We start from the raw sequence: 20,771 nt of genomic DNA, 5'->3' as shown, positions 1-20,771 counted from the left end.
CACGCGCAGCGGGTGACGCACGTAGGTGGCCGGGGTGGCGATGGCCACCAGCGGCAGCACCACGTCGCACTTGCGGATGTTGTACTCGATCCACTCCTTGTTGATGGTGATGTCACCTTCGAAGAAGTGCATGCGCGGATGGCTCACCAGGTCGCCGAGGCGGTCTGAGGCCATGTCCATGCCGTAGACCTCCCAGTCGGTGGTCTCCAGGATGCGGCGCGTGAGGTGATGGCCGATGAAGCCGTTGACACCAAGAATCAGGACCTTTTTCATCGGTTTTCCTCTCTGGACTGTGCAGTTGCGATGATGGATTGAAGGGCAGAAACGGTAACCGGCGCGGCGTGATCGGCGGAGGCGCCTTCCAGCAGCGTACGGATATGCAGCATGCCGCCGTCGCCGCAGACGGCGACGATGCGGTCATCGATCACGCGCAGCCCCTTGGGCTGCAGCGGGACCGATGGCAGGGCAGGGATACGGCGCGCGGCGGCCACGATCAGGCGATGGCCGTCCAGCTCGGTGAACGCGCCCGGGTAGGGCGGCGCCACCGCGCGAATCAGGTTGTAGACGGCGGAGGCCGGCTGGTGCCAGTCGATGCGACCGTCCTCGGGCTTGCGGCCCGAGAAGTAGCTGCCATCGGCCAGCCGATTGGGACGCTTGGGCGTATGGCCGCTCATCATGGCCGGCAGGGCGCGCCAGAGCGTCTGCTCGGCGGCGACGGTGACTTTCTCGAAGACCTCGCCGGCGGTGTCGTCGGGCAGGATCGGCACGGCGGTCTGGTCGACGATATAGCCGGCGTCCGGCTTGGCTTCCATCGCGTGCAGCGTGGCGCCGGTCTCGGTCTCGCCGTGGATCACCGCCCAGTTCACCGGCACGCGGCCGCGATACTTCGGCAGCAGCGAGCCATGCATGTTGAATGCGCCCTGCGGCGCGATGGCCAGCACCTCGGCCGGAATCATCGCCCGGTAGTAGAACGAGAAGATGACATCGGGCCGGGCGGCGCGCACGGCCTCGGCCAGTGCCGGGTCGGTCGGATCTTCGCCGTGCAGGAAGGGGATGCCCAGCTCCACGGCGGTATCGGCCACGCGGCGGAACCAGATGTTCTCGTCGGGCCGGTCACGATGGGTGATCACCAACGCCACGTCCACGCCCCGCGCGTGCAGCACGCGCAGGCAGCGGTCGCCAACGTTGTGGTAGGCGAAGACTACCGCGCGCACGATTCCTCCACGGCGGTCTGGTCCGCCGGCGTCCGGAGCGGGTCACGCTCGAGCACGGCCTGGATGCGGTAGCGCGGGCGGTCGCGCACTTCCTGGTAGATCCGGCCCACGTATTCGCCAAGCAGGCCGATGCCGAACAGCATGATGCCGACCAGGAAGAAGTTCAGGGCGAACAGGGTGAACACCCCCTGCACTTCCGAGCCGAGCAGGAAGCGCCGAATCAGCAGCACGACGAACAGGCCCGCCGAGGAGATCGACAGCAGCGTGCCAATCGCCGAGAACCACTGCAGCGGCACGATCGAGAAGCCGGTAACGAGGTCGAAGTTGAGGCGGATCAGCTGGTAGAGCGAATACTTCGACTCCCCCGCGAAACGCTGCTCGTGGCCGACCTCGATCTCGACCGGATTGGACGAGAACGTGTACGCCAGCGCCGGGATGAAGGTGTTCACCTCGCGGCAGGCGTTGATCGTGTCGATGATGTTGCGGTCATAGGCGCGCAGCATGCAGCCCTGGTCCGTCATCTTGATCTTGGTGATGCGCTCGCGCAGCTGGTTCATCGCGCGCGACGCATAGCGCCGGAACGCCGTGTCGTTGCGCTGGCGGCGAATCGTGCCCACGTAGTCATGGCCCTCGCGCATGGCGGCCACCAGGCGCGGGATTTCCTCGGGCGGGTTCTGCAGGTCCGCGTCCAGCGTGATGACGATGCGCCCGCGCGTGTGCTCGAACCCGGCCAGGATGGCCATGTGCTGGCCAAAGTTGCCGTTGAACAGCACCACGCGCGTGACGTCCGGACGCTTGTGGAACTGCGCTGCCAGGATCTGCGGGGAGCGGTCATGGCTGCCGTCATTGATGAAGATCAGCTCGTACGACTCGCCCATGGCATCCATCGCCGGGTAAAGGCGGTCGAACAGCGCCTGCAGGCCATCCTCCTCGTTGTAGACGGGGACGACGACCGAGACCTCGACGGGGCTTAGAGAGAAAGGCGTTTGCATGTTTCGCTGAGAGTTGCGCATACCCGCTCCACGTCGGTGGCATGCATGGCAGGAAACAGCGGCAGCGTGACGATGCCGCGTCCGATGCGCTCGGCGTGGGGCAGCATGCCTTCGCGCCAGCCGAGTGAGCGGTAGTGGGTAAACAGGTGGATGGGCGGATAGTGGACACCCGTGCCGATGCCTTGCTCGCGCAGCGCCTCCATCACGTGGCGGCGCGCTTCCGCCGGGCCGCCGCGCAGGCGGTCCGTGGGCAGCACCACCTGGAACATGTGCCAGTTGGTGGTGGCGCCGGCGGGGTCCAGCGGCAGCGGCAGCTCGATGCCGAGATCGGCCAGCCCCGTGTCGGCGGCGCAGCGGAAGTAGGTCTCGGCCAGCGCGGCGCGCTTGGCGGTGATGGCGTCCAGCTTCGGCAGCTGCGCCAGCCCGATGGCGGCGTTGACGTCGGTCAGGTTGAACTTGCCGCCGGGTTCTTCCACGTCCATGCCGTCCATGCCGGTGCGGATCACGCCTTGCAGGCGCAGGCGCTCGGCACGCAGGGCTTCCTCGGGCGAGTTCAGCACGAGGCAGCCGCCTTCGATGGTGGTGATGTTCTTGTTCGCCTGGAAGCTGAAGCTGGCCAGGTCGCCGAACGCGCCGATGCGCTGGCCGCGCCAGCGGGAATCGATGGCCTGGGCGGCGTCCTCGATCACGCGCAGCTGGTGCTTGTCCGCGATGGCGTAGAGCCGGTCCATGTCCACGGGCAGGCCGGACAGGTAGACCGGCATGATCGCCCGCGTGCGCGGCGTGATGGCGGCCTCGACGGCGTCCAGGTCGAGGTTGCGGGTGCGCGGGTCGATATCGACGAACACCGGGCGGGCGCCCACGGCGAGGACCACGTTGGCCGTGGCCACCCAGGTGGTCGGCGTGGTGATGACTTCGTCGCCCGGGCCGATATTGGCCACGCGCAGCGCGATCTCCATCGTGGCGGAGCCGTTGGCGAACGTCCGCACCGGCCGGCCGCCGAACACATCGGACAGCGCCGCTTCAAACGCCTGCATCTTCGGGCCGGAAGTGATCCATCCGGAAGCAAGCACCTTGCCGACCTCGGCAATGGTCTCGGTGTCGATCTCGGGCCGCACGAACGGCAGGAAGGGCTGGGCTGCGGTAACGGTCATGGTTCTTTGTGGGGCACGGGGGCTCAGGCGCGTACGCTCAGGATCGTGCAATCAGGAAGACTCCGGCCAGTATCAGCAGGATGCCGGCTACGCGCAAGGGACCAATCATCTCGCCGAACAGCCACCACGCCGCCAGCGCGTTGACCACGTAGCCCAGCGACAGCATGGGGTAGGCGATGGACACGTCCACGCGCGACAGCCCGACGATCCACACCGCCACGCTGACCACGTACAGCGTCAGGCCGCCGATCACCGGCCATTGCGTCAGCACGCGGAACGCGGTGGTGAACAGCGTGGCGCGGTCCAGCGTGATGGCGCCCACGGCATTGGTGCCGGCCTTGAGCAGCAACTGCGCGGCGGCGTTGAGCATCACGCCGGTCAGGATGAAAGCGAAAGTCGAAAGCGTCATGACGCGGGCTTGGGTTCCGGAGTGCCTGCCGGTGCCGGGGCACCGGACGGCGGAAAGTTGCTGACCACGACGCGCCGGCTATCGCGCGCCACCACATGCATCGGGACCTGCCGTGCCGACAGCTCGTCGTAGAGGCTCGGGTCCATGATGCCCAGCGCGGGCTGGCCGTCGCGCCAGCGCGCGATGAACTGGTCCAGTGTGGGAATCCACTGGTCCGGGGCCTGCTGCACGCCAAATTCAAGCTCATCGGGCTCCTCCACCATCGTCAGCGGATGTCCCAGGTAGAACGGCAGGGTATGGTCGAGTACCCGCACGCCGTACAGGGGCATATCGTCTTTCAGCACGGCACGGATGGCGGGCACCAGATCCACACCGGACGCCCGCCGGCCCATCACTTCATGGCCCATCAGGCCGATGGTGCAGGTCAGGAACATCGCCAGCGCACACGCCGTGATGCTGGGGAACAGGCCCCTTGACTGCAACAGCTTGCGCGCCAGTATCGTGCCGCCCAAGAGTACGGCAAACGCGACGCCCGTGTACACGGCAAACGTGCGGAAGACCTCGTTTGGATTGGCCGGGCGATGCAGCGTGGCCACATACGGCGTGGCCAGCAGGCCCACCACGGCCAGCGCCATCAGCGCGTTGACCTGGCGTTGCCAGGAGCGCTCGGTGATGTCGTCCAGCGCCACGCCGGCCAGCATCGCCAGCGCGGGGAAGATCGGCACGATGTAACCGGGCAGCTTGGAGCCGGACATGCTGAAGAAGACGAAAATCGCCACGGCCCAGATCAGTGCCATCAGCGCGGGCTGGAACGGCTTGCCGCCGGCCCCGCGCGCGGCCCCGGCGCGCTCGCGCACGGCGGTCCACATGCGCGGCGTCAGGCCCAGCCACGGCAGGAAGCCCAGCAGCAGCAGCGGCACGAAGTAGAACGGCGTGCCCTTGCGCGCATGCACGGTGGACGTATAGCGGTCCCAGTGCTCGTGGATAAAGAAGAAATGGGGGAATTCGGGGTTGCGCGAGGAAATCAGCCAGAACCACGGCACCGTGACGATCAGCATGACGACGATGCCGGACACCAGATGCAGGCGCCGCCACAGCGCCAGATCGCGCGTGATCAGCGAGTAAACCACGAGGGCCAGGCCCGGCAGCGCGATGCCGACCAAACCCTTGGTCAGGATGGCGACGCCCATGGCGACCCAGCAGGCCAGCATCCAGCCGCGCCGGGCGGCGGGCGTGGCGTCCGGATGCTGGGCAAGCATCATGCAGGCCAGCACGCACGCGAGCGCGCCGGACAGCGTCATGTCGAGGGCGTTGAAGTGGCCGGCGATGCTCCACATCGGCGCCGCCAGCAGGGCCAGCCCGGCCAGCAGGCCGGCACGCGCGCCGAACCAGCGCGTGGCGGCGAGCACCGTAACGCCCAGCCCGAGGATGCCCGAGAGCGCCACGCACAGCCGCGCCTGCCAGTCGCCCACGCCGAAAGCCTCGTAGGCCAGCGTGGTGACCCACATATGGAACGGGGGCTTCTCGAAGTACTTCAGGGCGTTGTAGTGGATGGTCACCCAGTCGCCGCTGGCGAACATCTCGCGCGAGATTTCCGCGTAGCGGCCTTCGTCCGGCTTCAGCAGGTGCCGGAAGTCGAGCGTGCCGAACCAGACCAGCAGGATTGCGATGACGACCAGGGCAATCATGCCGACGGGTAGCCCGGCATAGCGCGAGGGCGTGGAACTACGCATAACTCTCCTGAAATGGCCGGCGAACCGGAAGCGATGTGGTCCCGGTTGTGCAGCAGACACCACACAACGCCGCAGGGCCGGATTCGGTGGACACGCATTCCCCGCCGCGGTGAGAACCTCGCGGAAGGGCAGGGGTTCCCCTGGAACGACCGGCCATGGCCGATTGGCTCCCCCGTCCGGTCGCCAAATTGGCGCGCAATGTTAGCACGACGCGCCGGTGCCGCCGCCGGCCAGGATTCCCCATGTGCCGGATTCGCGTAATACTGGCGGCTGCACCGCGCCACGATCAGTCCCGGCAGGCCGGTTTGTCGAATCCTCAGGAAACTACGATGAAAACGGCCCTGATGTCCGGTCTCTGTTTCAGCCTGCTCGCAGTGGCGAATGGAGCACATTCACAGGCATCGGAGCCGGCTGCCGAAATCGCCCAGATCGCTCAGACCGCCCCGGCCGCCCCGGCCGCCCCGGCCGCCCCGGCCGCCGACGCCGCGCCCGTCGCCGGCATGTCCCCCGTGCCCATGCCGGCCGGTGCAGCCTTGTGCGACGCCCCGTGGTTCCGCTCCGGCTCCCGCGTGCAGATGGAAGGCGACGGCGAGATGCCGATGTCGATCACCATGACGCTGCGCGAGGTGATGCGCACGGCGCGCGGCTGCAGCGCCCAGCTCGAAGTGCGCTCCAAGTCGGCGCTGTCGGCGCTGATGGGCCCCCCGGTGGTGATGGACCAGGTGCACGAGATCAATATCGACCGCAGCAGCGCCACCATGCGCACGCGCATCGACAGCCGCAACGCGGTGATCAACGCCCGGGCCCGATATGCGCGGATGTTCGGCGAGGCGTCGTTTACGGGTAGCGGCGTTTTCAACTATGCCGGCGTGGAGATCAAGGAGGGGGCGATGCTCGAGGGCGAGACCTTCCAGTCGAGCGTCTCGCTGAAGATCTATCCGCTCGGCGCCGACGAGGTGGTGGGCACGATGCAGGCCCTGCATGCGTCGATCATCGTCGGCTCCCGCATGGTGGGGCGACGCCAGATGATCAATACCGTGATGGGACGCAAGGAGTGCATGCCCATCACTTATGAGAAGCGCACCTCGCTGGGCCCGTTGATGGTGGGCGACGAGATCCTGCAGCTGGAGCCGAGCGTGCTGCACGTCACCGACTGGTACTGCCCGATGGAGGCCTTCGTACTGCGCACCGAAGTCCGCCAGAACAACAAGGTCCAGCGCGTGGACGTGACCGGGCTGGAAATGCTGGACCCCGAGGCCCCGGCGGAGCGCTGACACCCGCATCCGGCCAATAAAAAACCCCCCAATGTCTTGGGGGGTCTGTTTCCGCACGGGAAGATCCGTGACCGGCCAGCGGCCAATCAGTTGCCCTGCGTGGGCTTCTTGGTGGTCTTCTTGGTCTTGTCCTTCTTCGGCTGGCCCGACTGATCCACCAGATCCGCACGGGTGCTCTTGTTCGCGCCCTGGCTGTACGGGTCGAACTTGTCGCCGGACTTCGCACCCTGGCTGTAGGTGTCGAATTTCTCGCCGGACTTCGCGCCTTGCGAGTACGGGTCGAACTGCTTCTTGTCCTGTGCGATGGCCGCCACGGAGGCGGTAGCCAGGCCCAGCGCAACTGCGGTGGCGATGATCTTGTTCATGGGATCTCCTGAGTGGTGCCGCCTTCCGGCGGTTCGCGTTGTGCGGGCTTACCGGCCAGTAAACAGCATGTCAGCCCGCTCGGGCCAGTGTGTCCAAGGCCGGTGAAGCCGTCAACTCAGGGGTTTTCCGGGGGCGGCAGCCGCGTGCCGCCCCGAGATGGATGCCGAAAAGTGCTTATTCGGTCACGGCGTCAGAGGGGTGCTTCCAGGCCTGTGTGACCTCGGCGGAGGGCGCCAGCGCGAGGTTGGTGCCACGCGTGCCAATCGGCTGCTGGAACCAGCGCTTTTGCAGCGCGACGACGTCCGGCGTGGCGAAGGTGCCCGCCAGCGCCTGATCGACCAGCCGCTTCCACTCCGGGTCCGCCTTGGACATCATCAGCGCGTTCTGCTCCACCGACAGCGCCGGGCCGACAATCACGAACTGCGACGGATCCTTCGACTTGGCGCGCAGCCCGGCCAGCAGCACATCGTCCATGACGAAGGCCTGGGCGCGGCCCGTCTCCAGCAGCAGGAACGACTCGCCATGATCCTTGGCGTAGACGTCCCGATAGCCATAGTCGGCCTTCAGGCGTCGCACGTGGCGGTCGCCGGTGGAGCCGGCGCTGGTCACCACGGTCTTGCCACGCAGATCCTCGAGCGACTTGATACCCGAATCGGCCCGTACCAGCATCCGCACCGTGGATACATAGTGCGAAACGCTGAACGCCACCTGCTTCTGGCGCTCCAGCGTATTGGTATTGGGCGCGCAATCGAGGTCGACCAGCCCATTGACGACGGCCGGAATGCGGTTCTGCGGCGTCAGCGGCAGCCAGCGCACCTTGATCTCCTTCAACCCGGCCTTGACGCGGGCGGCCTCGGCGGCACGCAGGCAGAGATCCACCGCATACCCGGCCGGCTGGCCCTTGTCGTCGGCAAACGAGAACGGCAACGCCGATTCCCGATAGCCGAGCGTAATCGTGCCCGTCTCGCGAATCTTGTTGAGAACCGGGCTATCGGCATGGGCGAGAGCAGGCGCCACTACCCCGGCGAGCAGGGCAGCAGCGGCAATCAGGCGTTGCAGGGACGAAAACGAGGCAAACGGCGACATGGGATCCGAGGGTGCTGACGAAAGCGGCAAGGGTATACCCCGGGCCTGCGGCGCAGGAAGGATATTCTCGTCATAAGCAAATGCCCGGTTTTGGGGAACGGGCCGCGCTAGGTCAACCGGGAGCCGTCATAGGCCATCAGCGCCCAGACCACGGCAAAGGGGAGCGCGCACAGGATGCGGGTCCGCATTCGGGCGCGCCTGGCAAGCAGGGACCAGAGGGCGAGGGTGCTGGTGGTCCAGAGTGAGATGCTTGATATCAGATAATTCTGCTGGGATCGATAAGCCCACATCGAAGCGGCTGGGCCTTCCTCTCCAAAGGGGTATTCATGAGGGACAGTCCATGCGTCCCAGATATCTGCAGGCATAATAACGACGATGAAGGCGAGAATGATGCCAGCGATTATTTTAATAACGAACCTGTAATTCCATGTCTTTTGCATAATACATAAACTCCTCATTTCGATGCGCCGGGCAGTTCCTTCGAGATCCAGAAGTTCGATGATTTCCCGTGGCGTCGGCGTCGTGCCAAGAAGCCGATAGGGTTGAACCAGCAGACGTTCTACCCGCGCATTGTCTGAGAGGTCTATCAGACGCGCCCAAGAATTGGGCATGGTTTGACTTTCATCGTGGCCGGCGCGCCATCCCACCTATCCTTGTTACATCCGTAACCTTTGACCCCCATCCGTCCCTGCACCAACAAGGTACAATCCCGCACCTTTGTATCGTTCTCATAACAAATGGGCACCCGTCCTTCTCGTTTGGCGTGCATTGACGCGCTGAAGGCGGTCAGCTCACAGCTGATCGTGTTGCACCATCTGGCCTTCTACGGGCCGATGTCCGATGCCGCGCACGCCCTTGCCCCGGGGCTGATTGGCTGGCTGGCCGACTATGCGCGCATTGCCGTGCAGGTCTTTCTTGTTGTCAGTGGTTTCCTGGCCGCGCGCAGCCTGGCGCCGGGCGGGATTCTGACGGCCGCGAATCCGCTGGGGACCATCTGGCGCCGTTATCAGAAGCTGGTGGTGCCGTTTGCCGTTGCCATTCTCGTGGCGATTGCCGGGGCTGCGCTGGCGCGCACCTGGATGACGCATGACTCCATTCCGGCCGCCCCGCACTTGGCGCAGTTCGTCGCGCATCTGCTCCTGCTGCACAACATTCTCGATGTGGACGCGCTGTCCGCCGGCGTCTGGTATATCGCCATCGACCTGCAACTGTTCGCCTTGCTCGTGATGGTGCTGTGGATGGCGCGCGCGGCGCCGCGTCGGCGCCTGCCGTGGGGCATGGCGCTGGTGGGTGCGCTGGCCGTGGCGTCGCTGTTCTGGTTCAACCGCGACGCCAGCTGGGATATCTGGGCGATCTATTTCTTTGGTGCCTATGGCATGGGCACGCTGGCCTACTGGGTGTCGAACCCGGGGCGCTCGCCGATGGCGCTGATCCTGCTGGCCTCGCTGGGCGTGGCGGCGCTGGTGGTGGACTTCCGGCTGCGCATCGCGGTGGCGCTGGCCACGGCGCTGCTGCTGGCCATCTCCCGGCGCGGGGACTGGCTGGAGCGCTGGCCCGGCGGCCGTCTGGCGGATCTCTCGGCCTATTTCGGCAAGATTTCCTATTCGGTCTTCCTGGTCCACTTTCCGGTTTGCCTGGTGGTCAATGCGGCGGTCTCGCACCTGGCGCCGGGGCAGCCCGTGCTCAACGCACTGGGCATGGGGGCCGCCTGGGTCGCCAGCAATCTGGCCGGGGCGGTGTTCCATCGCTATGTGGAATCGGTCGATGTCCTCCATGTGTTGCGCGAGGCGATCTGGCCGGCGCGTGACAAGTCGGTCACTTCCGAGGCCTGATCTGGCCTTAGCGCCTTAGCGCTCTCAGCTGTATGTCGGCACCAGCGCCTTGCGGGCGGCCGGGTCCTCGATGACCCGGCGCCAGTCCGCGGGCGCCCCGTGCGACATCCCTCCCACGGGCACCATGCCCGACACCTTGCCGGACGGCAGCACGCACCGCACGCGCGGCCCGGGTGCCCGCTGGGCCTCGCCGGCCTGCGCCGACACCGTCACGCAGGAGGCGGGCAGCGGGCTGGCCGATGTCCCCGCGGCATGCGCCGCCACAGGCGCCAACACGCTGAGGGATGCGGCGACTGCCGCTAAGGCGGATAGTAGTTTCATGATGTTCTCCATGCTGTGGCTGGCCCCGTCTGGGGCGCGATGCAGCCAGTATGGAAAATGCCTGTCGACCTCGACATAGCCGAAGTCCTAAATTGACCCCATCGCCCTGATGGTGCCCACCGCCTCGCCTTGGCGCGGGCAACGCACTGCCACGGTGCGTTCGGCGCAACACCTACCGTAACAACCCCACTTGGGCGATGGCACGAACGTTGCCTAGTATGGAGATACAAACCTGACCATTTGGTCAGGATTCCAGATACCGGGGCATCCGGGGAAGAGGCTGTCATGTCCGATCACATCGTCCTGACCTCGCACGCGCGCCGCGACAAGCCGGCCGAGCCGATCCACTGGGGCGCCCCCACGGCGGCCGAGCGGGGACCGGTCATCGCCAGCCTCACGGACCTCACGCGCCGCAACGTGATCGGCACCCACGCCGGGGCCTATGCGATCTATCGCGCGCTGGCGGTGGCCTCGGGCAGCCTGCAGCGCGCGCATCGGCCGGACCTGACCGACACGGCGCCGGCCGAGTCCATCGGGCCCCATGCCCAGTGGGGCGATCCGGACAAGATCGTCTCGCTCGACCCCTGGGGCCACCTCGTCTCCACCGTCTTCGCAGACCGCATCGCCGCCGGCGTGGACATCCGCCCGACCATCGCCGTCACGCGCGCCCATATCAATATGCCGGAGCTGACGGCGGCCATCGCCGCTGGCCGGCTGGTGCCCGATGGCGAGATCCTCTATCCCAATGGCGATGTGCGCGTGACCAAGGCCGCCGTGGACCCGGTCTGGTACCTGCCGGGCCTGGCGCGGCGCTTCAATATCAAGGAAAGCATCCTGCGGCGCAGCCTGTTCGAGCAGACCGGCGGCATGTTCCCGGAACTCGTCACGCGGCCCGACCTCAAGGTCTTCCTCCCCCCCATCGGTGGCATGACGCTCTATTTCTTCGGCGATGTGGCCAAGCTGGGCCAGCCGGAGACCCGCGTGGCCTGCCGCGTGCACGACGAATGCAATGGCTCGGACGTGTTCGGCTCCGACATCTGCACGTGCCGGCCCTATCTGGCGCACGGCATCGAGGTCTGTATCGAGATGGCGCAGCAGGGCGGCGTAGGCCTGGTGGTCTATAACCGAAAGGAGGGCCGCGCGTTGGGCGAGGTGACCAAGTTCCTGGTCTACAACGCGCGCAAGCGCCAGGTGGGCGGCGACCGCGCCGAAACCTACTTCGCGCGGACCGAATGCGTGGCGGGCGTGCAGGACATGCGGTTCCAGGAACTGATGCCCGACGTCTTCCACTGGCTGGGCATCCGGCGGATCGACCGCTGGGCGTCCATGAGCAATATGAAACATGGCGCGCTGACCGCGCAGGGCATCGAGGTGGTGGAGCAGGTGGCCATTCCCGAGGCGCTGATCCCGGCCGACGCGCGCGTGGAAATCGATGCAAAGGTGGCGGCGGGGTACTTCACGCGGTACACGCCGCCGGACGCCGACGAACTCGCCCTGGCAAAGGGCAGGGGGTTGAACGAATGAACCAGCATTCCGAAGGAGGGCAGGACGCACGGATCGATGGCGATGGCAGCGGCTGGCACACCCCGGTGCCGCCGGACCATCCCGCCTCGGCGCTGTTGAGCGCGGAGGCTGTGCGCAGCCGGTGCGCCATTGTGACGGAATACGTGGCGGCGGGCGACTCTGCGCTCTTTACTTGGCATCCAGACCGGGTGCACGCCGTGGCGGACTACGTGGCGGCCACCATCCGGCGCCGCTACCGCGACCTCAAGGTGCCGTATCACAGCCGCTGGCGCCATTTCGAGAGCGGCGGTCCGGGCGAGGAAAAGCTCGACCGCTGGCAGATCCTGTGCGAGCGGGCGGGCATGTCCGGCGCCRATCATTGCGAGGAACGCGCGCGCATCGGCATCGACCTGGTCATCCCGAGCGTGCTGCTCGATGCCGGTGCCGGCGCTGACTGGCGCTACCGCGATCCGGCCAGCGACCTGATGCTGACCCGCTCCGAGGGGCTCGGCGTGGCCAGCTTCGATCTCTTCGCGCGCGGCGGCTTCTCCGCCGAGCATGGCGACCCCTTGCGTGCCGATGGCGAGCGGCTGGCGCGCATGGACGCCTCGACCATCGCCACCGCTTTCCAGGTGGCCGCGCACAACCCGCTGGTGGGGCTGGAAGGCCGCGCCGGCCTGCTGCGCCGGCTGGGGGAGGTGGTGCAAGCCACCCCGGCCGTCTTCGGCACGCCGGCCCGGCTCGGCAATCTGTACGACTACTTCGCCAAACATGCCGTCGATGGCCGCATCGAGGCCAGCTTCGTGCTGCGCACGCTGCTGGTGGCGCTCGGGCCGGTCTGGCCGGGCCGCGTGCAGCTCGATGGCATCTCGCTGGGCGACTGCTGGCACCATGAAGCCGCGCCCGACGGGCTGGTGCCGTTTCACAAGCTCACCCAGTGGCTGACCTATTCGCTGCTGGAGCCGCTCGAGGACGCCGGCCTCATCGTCACCGGGCTGGACGCCCTGACCGGCCTGCCCGAGTACCGCAACGGCGGCCTGCTGTTCGATTTCGAGCTGATGGTGCCGCGCAACCCCGATTTCGCGGCGGGCACGCACACGGTGGATGAGCCGGTGATCGTGGAATGGCGCGCGCTGACCGTGACCGGGCTCGACCTCGTGGCCGAAGGGGTGCGGCAGGCGCTGGGCGTCACCCAGGAGGATTTTCCGCTGGCGCGGGTGCTGGAGGGCGGCACCTGGGCCGCGGGCCGGCGCATTGCCGCGCAGCGCAGGCCGGGCGGCACGCCCCCTTTCGCGATCCAGAGCGACGGCACGGTGTTCTGACGAGAGCCTTTTACCACCCACGTTTTTGCAGGCAGCCGGGCGCGGCGGGCCAGTGGCCCGTCGTGCCTGATGAAACCAGCGAGTCGACCCAAGGAGCGCACCATGAATGACCTGTCCGCCGTGCCTACGGCCGCGCAAGCCATTGCCGATACAGAGACGTCGCCGTCAGCCATGGTGATGGTGGTCAATCACCCGCTGGTGCAGCACAAGGTCACGCTCGCGCGCAGCGAGGAAACGACTACCGATAACTTCCGCCGCCTGGTGCGCGAGATCAGCCAGCTGCTGACCTACGAGGCCACGCGCGACCTGGCGATGGAGACCATCGCCATCAAGACGCCGATCGCGCCGATGGTGTCGCCGGTGCTGTCGGGCAAGAAGCTCTGTCTGGTGTCGATCCTGCGCGCTGGCAACGGCTTCCTGGACGGCATGCTCGACCTCCTGCCCGCCGCGCGCGTCGGCCATATCGGGCTCTACCGCGACCCCGAGACGCTGGAGCCCATCGAGTACTACTTCAAGATGCCGGAAGACATCCACGAGCGCATGGTGATCGTGGTGGACCCGATGCTGGCCACGGGCAACTCCGCCATCGCGGCACTGAACCGGCTCAAGGAGGCCGGCGTGACGACCATGAAGTATGTCTGCCTGATTGCCTCCCGCCCGGGGCTCCAGGCGCTGCGCGCGGCGCACCCGGACGTGGCGATCGTCACGGCGGCCATCGACGAGCAGCTCAACGAGCACGGCTACATCGTGCCGGGCCTCGGCGACGCCGGCGACCGGCTCTACGGCACGAAGTAATGGACGCGCTGGTCGCGCCCGCCGCCCGCGAAGCGGCGGGCCGCATTCGACAGGAGAACGAGGCGCTGATCCTGCGCGCGGCGGAATACGTGTTCGCCCGCGCGGGTTTCGCCGGGGCGACGATGGCCGACATCGCCCTGCGCGCGGGCGTGCCGAAGTCGAACCTGCACTACTACTTCCGCACCAAGCAGGCGCTGTACCGCGCGGTGCTGGCCCATACGCTGCAACTGTGGCTGTCCGAGACCGACATCATCAGCGTCGACTATCCGCCCGAGGTGGCGCTGGAGCATTACATCCGCGCCAAGATGCGGCTCTCCGCCAGCCACCCGGACGCCTCGCGCGTGTTTGCCAACGAGCTGCTCCATGGCGCGCCCGAGATCGGCGGGGTGCTGCGTGAGGCACTTCGTGAGTTGGTGGCGCGCAAGTCGGGGGTGATCCGCGCCTGGATCGCCGGCGGGCAGATGGCGGCGGTGGACCCGCAGCATCTGTTCTTCACGATCTGGGCCGCCACGCAGACCTATGCCGACTTCGAAACCCAGATCTGTGCCGTGCTGGGCGTGAAGCGGCTGGACGCCCAGGACTTCCAGCAGGCCACCGAGCATCTGGTGGCCTTGCTGTTGCGCGGCTGCGGGCTCGAGCCAGCGTCCGCCCGCGCGCATGGCATGGCCTGAGGCCGATGCTGGACCAGAAAAAAAGAATTCCAACGCAGTACTCGATCACGCGCAACGACGCGAAAGGGGAGTGAAGTCATGCCTATTGAAAGCTATCGCCGCACCTGGCTGAAAGTGGCGGCGGCGGGGGCCGCGCTGGCGGGTATCGTGGCCCTCGGCGCCACGCCGCTGGCCCATGCCCAGACAAAGGTGAAGGTGGCCGCGGTGTACACGGTGCCGGTGGAGCAGCAGTGGGTCTCGCGTATCCACAAGGCGCTGAACGAGGCCAAGGCGCGCGGCGAGATCGACTATGTGTTCTCGGAAAGCGTGTCGAATGCCGACTACGAGCGCGTGCTGCGCCAGTACGCGGAGCAGGGCTCGGGGCTGATCGTGGGCGAATCGTTCGCCGTGGAGGCCGCCGCGCGCAAGGTCGCCAAGGACTACCCGAAGGTCGGCTTCCTGATGGGCTCCTCGGGCAAGCCGCAGGCGCCGAATTTCTCGGTGTTCGACAACTACATCCAGGAACCGTCCTATCTGACCGGCATGATCGCGGGCGGCATGACCAAGACCAACCACATCGGCATGGTCGGCGGCTATGCGATTCCCGAGGTGAACCGGCTGATGCACGCCTTCATGGAAGGCGCGCGCGAGGTGAACCCGAAGGTGAAGTTCACGGTGAGCTTCATCGGCTCCTGGTTCGATCCGCCCAAGGCCAAGGAAGCGGCCTTCGCCATGATCGACAAGGGCGCGGACGTGCTCTACGCCGAGCGCTTCGGCGTTTCCGACGCGGCCAAGGAGCGCGGCAAGCTGGCCATCGGCAACGTGATCAACACCCAGCCGCAATACCCGGCCACGGTGGTGGCCTCGGCGCTGTGGAACATGGAGCCGACGATTGGCGCCGCGCTGGCCAAGGTCAAGGCCGGCCAGTTCAAGAACGAGGACTACGGCCAGTATTCCCTGATGAAGGTCAAGGGCGCCGAGCTGGCGCCGCTGGGCACCTTCGAGGGCAAGGTGCCGGCTGACGTGATGACCAAGGTCAAGGCCAAGGAGCGCGCCATCCTCGATGGCAAGTTCACGGTCAAGGTGGTGGAAACGGAGCCGAAGTCCACGCCGTAAGGTTGGTTTTACTCCCCTCTCCCGCGTGCGGGAGAGGGGAGAACACCCACGAACATTGAAATGGCATCGCCTCCCGTCCTCCGTCTTTCCCATATCACCAAGCGTTTCGGCCCGCTGACCGCCAACGACGACATTTCGCTCGATCTCCAGCGTGGCGAGGTGCTCGCCCTGCTCGGCGAGAACGGCGCCGGCAAGAGCACGCTGGTCAATATCCTGTTCGGCCACTACGTTGCCGATGCCGGCAGCGTCGAGGTCGATGGCGCGACGCTGCCGCCCGGCAACCCGCGCGCAGCGCTGGCGGCTGGCGTGGGCATGGTCCACCAGCACTTCACGCTGGCCGACAACCTCACCGTGCTCGACAACATCCTGATCGGCACCGAGCCGCTCTGGCGCTGGCGCCAGCAGCGCGCCGCCGCGCTCGGGCGCGTTCAGGCCATCGCCCAGCGCTTCGGCCTTGCCGTCCAGCCCAACGCGCGGGTCGGCGCGCTGTCCGTGGGCGAGCGCCAGCGCGTGGAAATCGTCAAGGCGCTGTATCGCGGCGCCCGGGTGCTGATTCTCGATGAACCCACAGCCGTGCTGACGCCCCAGGAGGTGGACAGCCTGTTCACCACGCTGGCGCAATTGATCGCCGAAGGGCTGTCGGTCATTTTCATCAGCCATAAGCTCGATGAAGTGCTGCGTGTATCACATCGCGTGGCGGTGCTGCGCGGCGGCAAGCTGGTGGCGATGCGCGCGGTCGGCGAGACCAGCAAGCAGGAGTTGGCCGAACTGATGGTGGGACGGCGTGTGGAGATGCCGCGGCGCGTGGCCGTCGAGACGCCTGGGGAACTGGTCGCCACCCTGCGCCGCGCCAATGTGGCGGCGGCCGAGGGCCGCGTGGCACTGCACGATGTCACGCTGGCGCTCCATGCGGGCGAGATCGTCGGCATCGCCGGCGTGTCCGGCAACGGGCAGGTGACGCTGGCCGAGCTGATGAGCGGCATGCTCGCGCCATCGTCCGGCACGGTGACCGTGGAAGGCATCGACCTGCCGGCCGTGCCTCGGCGCTGGATTGCCGCCGGCGTGGCGCGCGTGCCCGAGGATCGCCATGCTGAAGGCGCCGTGGGCGACCTGGCCGTGTGGGAGAACGCGATTGCCGAGCAACTGGGCAACCCGGCGTTCGTGCGCGGCGGGGTGATCCGCAGCGGACCGGCGCGGCGCTTTGCGGCGGCGCTGGCCAAGAAATTCGATGTGCGCGGCGGCGGCATCGACGCCCCCACGCGCACGCTCTCCGGCGGCAATATGCAGAAGCTGATTTTGGGGCGCGCGCTGTCGGTACGCGGCGCGCAGACGCCTCGGCTGGTCATCGCCAGCCAGCCCACCTGGGGGCTGGACATCGGCGCGGTGGCCTACGTCCATCGCCAGTTGCTGGAAGCGGCGGCGGCCGGGGCCGCCGTGCTGCTGATTTCCGAGGATCTCGACGAACTGCTGTCGCTGGCCGACCGCATCGCCGTGATCCATGGCGGACGGCTGACGCCGGCCCGCGCGGCGTCCGGCTGGACGCTCGGCACGCTGGGTCTGGCCATGGCCGGCGCGGACCACGCCGCAACGCACGGGGAGGTGGCCCATGCGGCTTGAAGCACGCACCACGGTCTCGCGCACCGCGCTGGTGGCCGCGCCGTTCGGGGCCATCGTCGCCACACTTGGTTTTTGTGCCGTATTGGTCGCCTGGGCCGGCGCGCCGGTCGGCAAGGCGTATTGGCTGTTGCTCGAAGGCGGCTTCGGCTCGCGCTTCGCGTGGTCGGAAACGCTGACCCGCGCCACGCCGCTGATGCTGACCGGGCTGGCTGTGGCGGTGGCGTTCCGCACGCGGCTGTTCAATATCGGCGCGGAAGGGCAGTTGTACCTGGGCGCGCTGGCGGCGGTGGCCGTGGGCGGGCAGGTGGATGGGGCTGCCGTGCCTTGGGCGGCTTCGCTCCCGAACGGGCTGCTGTTCGGCCTGATGGTGGCGGCCGGCATGCTGGCCGGCGGGTTGCTGCTGCTGGTGCCGGCACTGCTGAAGCTGCGGCTGGGGGTGGACGAGGTGGTCACCACGCTGCTGCTGAACTTTATCGTCCTGCTGGGCGTGTCGATGATGCTGGATGGACCGATGAAGGACCCGCTGGCGATGGGCTGGCCGCAGTCCGTCGCGCTGGTGCCGGAACTCGAACTGTCGCGGCTGCTGGAGCGTTCGCGCGTGCATAGCGGGCTGCTGATCGCCGTGGCGCTGGCCGTGATCCTGTGGGCGGTCAACCGCTTCACGGTGTTCGGCCTGCAGATGCGTGCGGTGGGCGCCAACGCGCGCGCGGCGGCTTTCGCGGGCATGCCAGTGACGCGCGTGACCCTGCTGGCGGCGATGCTGTCCGGCGCGCTGGCAGGGCTGGCCGGCGTGGTGGAGGTGGCGGGGCGCACCGGCTACCTGACCCTCGACATCTCGCCCGGCTACGGCTACGCCGGGGTGGTCATCGCCATGCTGGCTGGGCTGCATCCGATCGGCGTGATCGCCGCGTCGGTGTTCGTGGCGGGCGTGCTGGTGGGCGCGGACGGCATGAGCCGCGCCGTGGGCGTGCCGAATGCCATCGCCGACGTGATCGTCGCCGTGGCGCTGCTGACCATGCTGGTAGTCACGATGCTGACGCGCTACCGCGTGCGGCTCGACCGCATCGGGAGGGCCGCCTGATGGAACTGCTCGATATCGTGAGCGCGGCGCCGTTCTGGGTCGCCGTGCTGCGCGTGGCCACGCCGCTGATCTTCGGCACGCTGGGCGTGCTGCTGTGCGAGCGCGCCGGGGTGCTCAACCTCGGCATCGAAGGGATCATGGTGGCCGGCGCCTTCTCCGGCTGGCTGGCGGTCTACCTCGGCGCGCCGCTCTGGGGCGGCGTGGCGGTGGCGGCGGGCGTGGGGCTGGCCTTCGGGCTGTTGCACGGCTGGCTGACCGTGTCGATGGCGCTGTCCCAGCACGTCGCGGGGCTGGGCGTGACGATGCTGGCCACCAGCGTGTCTTACTACGCCTACCGGCTGAACTTCGCGCAGGTGTCGTCGCCGCCGACGATCACCCCGTTCGCGCCGATGACCTGGTGGGCGCAGGTACCCGTCATCGGTCCTGTGATGGCCGCCGAGACAGCCCTGACGCTGCTGGCGCTGTGCATGGCGCCGCTGATCGGCTGGCTGCTCTATCGCACGCCGCTGGGGCTGGCCCTGCGCATGGTCGGCGAGAATCCGGCGGCGGCGGAGGGACAGGGTATCCGCGTGGCGGCCGTGCGGATCGGTGCGATCATGGCCGGCTCGGCGCTGATGGCCGTGGGCGGCGCCTTCCTGACGCTCTCCGCCTTCAACGCGTTCTTCTTCAATATGATCAACGGGCGCGGCTGGATCTGCGTGGCGCTGGTGGTCTTTGCCTCGTGGCGGCCGGGCCGGGCGCTGCTCGGCGCGGTGCTGTTCGCCGCGTTCGACGCCCTGCAACTGCGTCTGCAACAGGGCGGGGCGAGCCTGCCGGGGCTGCCGCCGCTGCCGTACCAGGTGTACCTGATGCTGCCCTATGTGCTGTCGATCCTGGCGCTGGTGCTGGTGGCGCGCCGCGCGGCCTATCCGCAGGCGCTGATGAAGCCGTACCGCAAGGGCGAGCGCTGATCCGGTCCCATCGCCCCCTATATATAAGAGAGAGATTCCACATGTTCGACCTGATCCTGCGCCGCTGCAGCCTGCCCGATGGCCGTACCGACATCGACATCGGCATCGCCAACGGCAAGATCGCCGCCGTGGAGCCGCGCCTGGCCGCCACGGCGGGCGAGGAGATCGACGCCGCCGGCCAGCTCGTCACGCCGCCGTTCGTCGACGCGCACTTCCACATGGATTCGACTTTGTCCTATGGGCTGCCGCGCGTGAACCAGTCCGGCACGCTGCTCGAGGGCATCGCCCTGTGGGGCGAACTGAAGCCGCTGCTGACGCAGGAGGCCATCGTGGAGCGCGCGCTGGCCTATTGCGACTGGGCCGTGGCCAAGGGGCTGCTGGCCATCCGCTCGCACGTGGATGTCTGCGATCCGCGCCTGCTGGCCACCGAGGCGCTGCTGCACGTGCGCGAGCGCGTAAAGCCCTACCTCGACCTGCAACTGGTGGCCTTTCCGCAGGACGGCGTGCTGCGGGCGCCCGGCGCGCTGGACAACCTGCGCCGCGCGCTGGACATGGGCGTGGACGTGGTCGGCGGCATTCCGCACTTCGAGCGCACCATGGCGGACGGGGCGGCGTCCGTAAAGCTGCTGTGCGAGGAAGCCGCCGCGCGCGGCCTGCGCGTGGATATGCATTGCGACGAGAGCGACGACCCGATGTCGCGCCATATCGAGACGCTGGCCAGCGAGTCCGTGCGGCTTGGGCTGCAGGGGCGCGTCACGGGCTCGCACCTGACGTCGATGCATTCGATGGACAACTATTACGTGTCCAAGCTGCTGCCGCTGATGCGCGAGGCCGGCGTGGCGGCCATCGCCAATCCGCTGATCAACATCACGCTTCAGGGCCGGCACGACACCTACCCGAAGCGGCGCGGCATGACGCGCGTGCCGGAGCTGCTGGCGGCGGGGGTGCCGGTGGCCTTCGGGCACGACTGCGTGATGGATCCGTGGTACGGGCTCGGCACCGGAGACATGCTGGAGGTCGCCCACATGGGCCTGCACGTGGCCCAGATGACCGGGCAGGACGCCATGCGCGCCTGCTTTGCCGCCGTGACCGAGACGCCAGCCAAAATCCTCGGCCTGGACGGCTACGGCCTGGCCCCGGGCTGCCGGGCGGACCTGGTGCTGTTGCAGGCGCGCAATCCGGTGGAGGCCCTCCGCCTGCGCGCCACGCGGCTGGCCGTGCTGCGCGCCGGCAAGGTGGTGGCCCGTACCCCGGCCGCTACCGCCACGCTGACGCTGGACGGCCGGCCATCACAGGTGGACTTCCAGTTGCGCTAAGATTTTTTCGATAGCCTGTTGACAGAGGCTGACCATCGCA

The 20,771-nt window shown here is 67.5% G+C and carries 21 protein-coding genes; 11 read left to right on the top strand and 10 right to left on the bottom strand.

All coding sequences use genetic code 11. The features are described 5' to 3' along the window. From AC1DEL_RS23750 to AC1DEL_RS23725, 6 genes are all read right to left on the bottom strand, one after another. Positions 1-273 (bottom strand): NAD-dependent epimerase/dehydratase family protein (locus tag AC1DEL_RS23750; RefSeq protein ID WP_477159194.1); only part of this gene is annotated, 273 nt, incomplete at its 3' end. Next, positions 270-1,214 (bottom strand): formyltransferase, encoded by a 945-nt coding sequence (locus tag AC1DEL_RS23745; protein WP_477125893.1) that lies wholly within the window; start codon positions 1,212-1,214, stop codon positions 270-272. The genes AC1DEL_RS23745 and AC1DEL_RS23750, both read right to left, overlap by 4 nt. Then, complete coding sequence (locus AC1DEL_RS23740) at positions 1,202-2,206, bottom strand: glycosyltransferase (RefSeq protein ID WP_477108420.1); 1,005 nt, start codon at positions 2,204-2,206, stop codon at positions 1,202-1,204. Before AC1DEL_RS23740 ends, AC1DEL_RS23745 begins: the two co-directional genes overlap by 13 nt. Next, a complete protein-coding gene (locus tag AC1DEL_RS23735; protein ID WP_477125894.1) occupies positions 2,185-3,360 on the bottom strand; it encodes a DegT/DnrJ/EryC1/StrS family aminotransferase in 1,176 nt (391 codons plus the stop codon). Before AC1DEL_RS23735 ends, AC1DEL_RS23740 begins: the two co-directional genes overlap by 22 nt. A gap of 37 nt (positions 3,361-3,397) precedes the next feature. Beyond that, positions 3,398-3,769, bottom strand: coding sequence for a DMT family transporter (locus tag AC1DEL_RS23730; protein WP_092300729.1), 372 nt, complete (start codon positions 3,767-3,769; stop codon positions 3,398-3,400). After that, complete coding sequence (locus AC1DEL_RS23725) at positions 3,766-5,502, bottom strand: glycosyltransferase family 39 protein (protein WP_477125895.1); 1,737 nt, start codon at positions 5,500-5,502, stop codon at positions 3,766-3,768. The genes AC1DEL_RS23730 and AC1DEL_RS23725 overlap by 4 nt, the downstream gene beginning before the upstream one ends. A gap of 329 nt (positions 5,503-5,831) precedes the next feature. Between AC1DEL_RS23725 and AC1DEL_RS23720 the strand changes: the two genes are divergently transcribed. Next, complete coding sequence (locus AC1DEL_RS23720; protein ID WP_092300723.1) at positions 5,832-6,776, top strand: hypothetical protein; 945 nt, start codon at positions 5,832-5,834, stop codon at positions 6,774-6,776. An 86-nt stretch (positions 6,777-6,862) separates the two neighbouring features. On the opposite strand, the gene AC1DEL_RS23715 is transcribed toward AC1DEL_RS23720, so the two are convergent. From AC1DEL_RS23715 to AC1DEL_RS23705, 3 genes are all read right to left on the bottom strand, one after another. After that, the gene (locus AC1DEL_RS23715; protein ID WP_092300721.1) at positions 6,863-7,141 is read right to left on the bottom strand and encodes an amino acid ABC transporter permease; all 279 of its coding nucleotides are present in this window, start codon (positions 7,139-7,141) and stop codon (positions 6,863-6,865) included. A gap of 175 nt (positions 7,142-7,316) precedes the next feature. After that, positions 7,317-8,228, bottom strand: a complete 912-nt coding sequence (locus AC1DEL_RS23710; RefSeq protein WP_441592955.1) for an amino acid ABC transporter substrate-binding protein — start codon at positions 8,226-8,228, stop codon at positions 7,317-7,319. A gap of 107 nt (positions 8,229-8,335) precedes the next feature. Further along, on the bottom strand, positions 8,336-8,839 hold the full coding sequence (locus AC1DEL_RS23705; protein ID WP_477125896.1) for a hypothetical protein: 504 nt from the start codon (positions 8,837-8,839) through the stop codon (positions 8,336-8,338). Between the two features lie 126 nt (positions 8,840-8,965). On the opposite strand from AC1DEL_RS23705, the gene AC1DEL_RS23700 reads away from it, so the two are divergent. Next, positions 8,966-10,060, top strand: a complete 1,095-nt coding sequence (locus AC1DEL_RS23700) for an acyltransferase family protein (protein WP_477125897.1) — start codon at positions 8,966-8,968, stop codon at positions 10,058-10,060. Between the two features lie 24 nt (positions 10,061-10,084). Here the strand turns inward: AC1DEL_RS23700 and AC1DEL_RS23695 are convergent, their stop codons facing one another. Further along, on the bottom strand, positions 10,085-10,381 hold the full coding sequence (locus AC1DEL_RS23695) for a hypothetical protein (protein ID WP_441592958.1): 297 nt from the start codon (positions 10,379-10,381) through the stop codon (positions 10,085-10,087). 285 nt (positions 10,382-10,666) lie between these two features. On the opposite strand from AC1DEL_RS23695, the gene AC1DEL_RS23690 reads away from it, so the two are divergent. The 9 genes from AC1DEL_RS23690 to AC1DEL_RS23650 all read left to right on the top strand — a co-directional run bounded on the left by AC1DEL_RS23690 (position 10,667) and on the right by AC1DEL_RS23650 (position 20,731). Next, the gene (locus AC1DEL_RS23690) at positions 10,667-11,905 is read left to right on the top strand and encodes a GTP cyclohydrolase II (RefSeq protein WP_092300705.1); all 1,239 of its coding nucleotides are present in this window, start codon (positions 10,667-10,669) and stop codon (positions 11,903-11,905) included. After that, positions 11,902-13,206 (top strand): URC4/urg3 family protein, encoded by a 1,305-nt coding sequence (locus tag AC1DEL_RS23685; protein WP_477159193.1) that lies wholly within the window; start codon positions 11,902-11,904, stop codon positions 13,204-13,206. Before AC1DEL_RS23690 ends, AC1DEL_RS23685 begins: the two co-directional genes overlap by 4 nt. A 102-nt stretch (positions 13,207-13,308) precedes the next feature. Further along, positions 13,309-14,001 carry a uracil phosphoribosyltransferase gene (gene upp / locus AC1DEL_RS23680; protein ID WP_092300699.1) on the top strand — a complete coding sequence of 231 codons (693 nt, stop codon included), beginning with the start codon at positions 13,309-13,311 and terminating at the stop codon, positions 13,999-14,001. Beyond that, entirely contained in the window at positions 14,001-14,672 is a 672-nt protein-coding gene (locus AC1DEL_RS23675) for a TetR/AcrR family transcriptional regulator (RefSeq protein ID WP_092300696.1), read from the top strand. Before upp ends, AC1DEL_RS23675 begins: the two co-directional genes overlap by 1 nt. Before the next feature lie 78 nt (positions 14,673-14,750). After that, positions 14,751-15,767, top strand: coding sequence for a BMP family protein (locus tag AC1DEL_RS23670; RefSeq protein WP_092300693.1), 1,017 nt, complete (start codon positions 14,751-14,753; stop codon positions 15,765-15,767). A 60-nt stretch (positions 15,768-15,827) separates the two neighbouring features. Then, on the top strand, positions 15,828-17,384 hold the full coding sequence (locus tag AC1DEL_RS23665) for an ABC transporter ATP-binding protein (RefSeq protein WP_092300690.1): 1,557 nt from the start codon (positions 15,828-15,830) through the stop codon (positions 17,382-17,384). After that, entirely contained in the window at positions 17,374-18,465 is a 1,092-nt protein-coding gene (locus tag AC1DEL_RS23660; protein ID WP_477125898.1) for an ABC transporter permease, read from the top strand. The genes AC1DEL_RS23665 and AC1DEL_RS23660 overlap by 11 nt, the downstream gene beginning before the upstream one ends. Next, a complete protein-coding gene (locus AC1DEL_RS23655; protein ID WP_092300762.1) occupies positions 18,462-19,415 on the top strand; it encodes an ABC transporter permease in 954 nt (317 codons plus the stop codon). The genes AC1DEL_RS23660 and AC1DEL_RS23655 overlap by 4 nt, the downstream gene beginning before the upstream one ends. A gap of 41 nt (positions 19,416-19,456) precedes the next feature. Further along, entirely contained in the window at positions 19,457-20,731 is a 1,275-nt protein-coding gene (locus AC1DEL_RS23650; RefSeq protein ID WP_092300684.1) for an amidohydrolase family protein, read from the top strand. Positions 20,732-20,771 lie beyond the last annotated feature (40 nt).

The organism is Cupriavidus sp. 10L43_2 (assembly GCF_056395265.1).
Note: the sequence above shows the minus strand (reverse complement) of the source record. Positions and strands in the feature narration are given on the sequence as shown.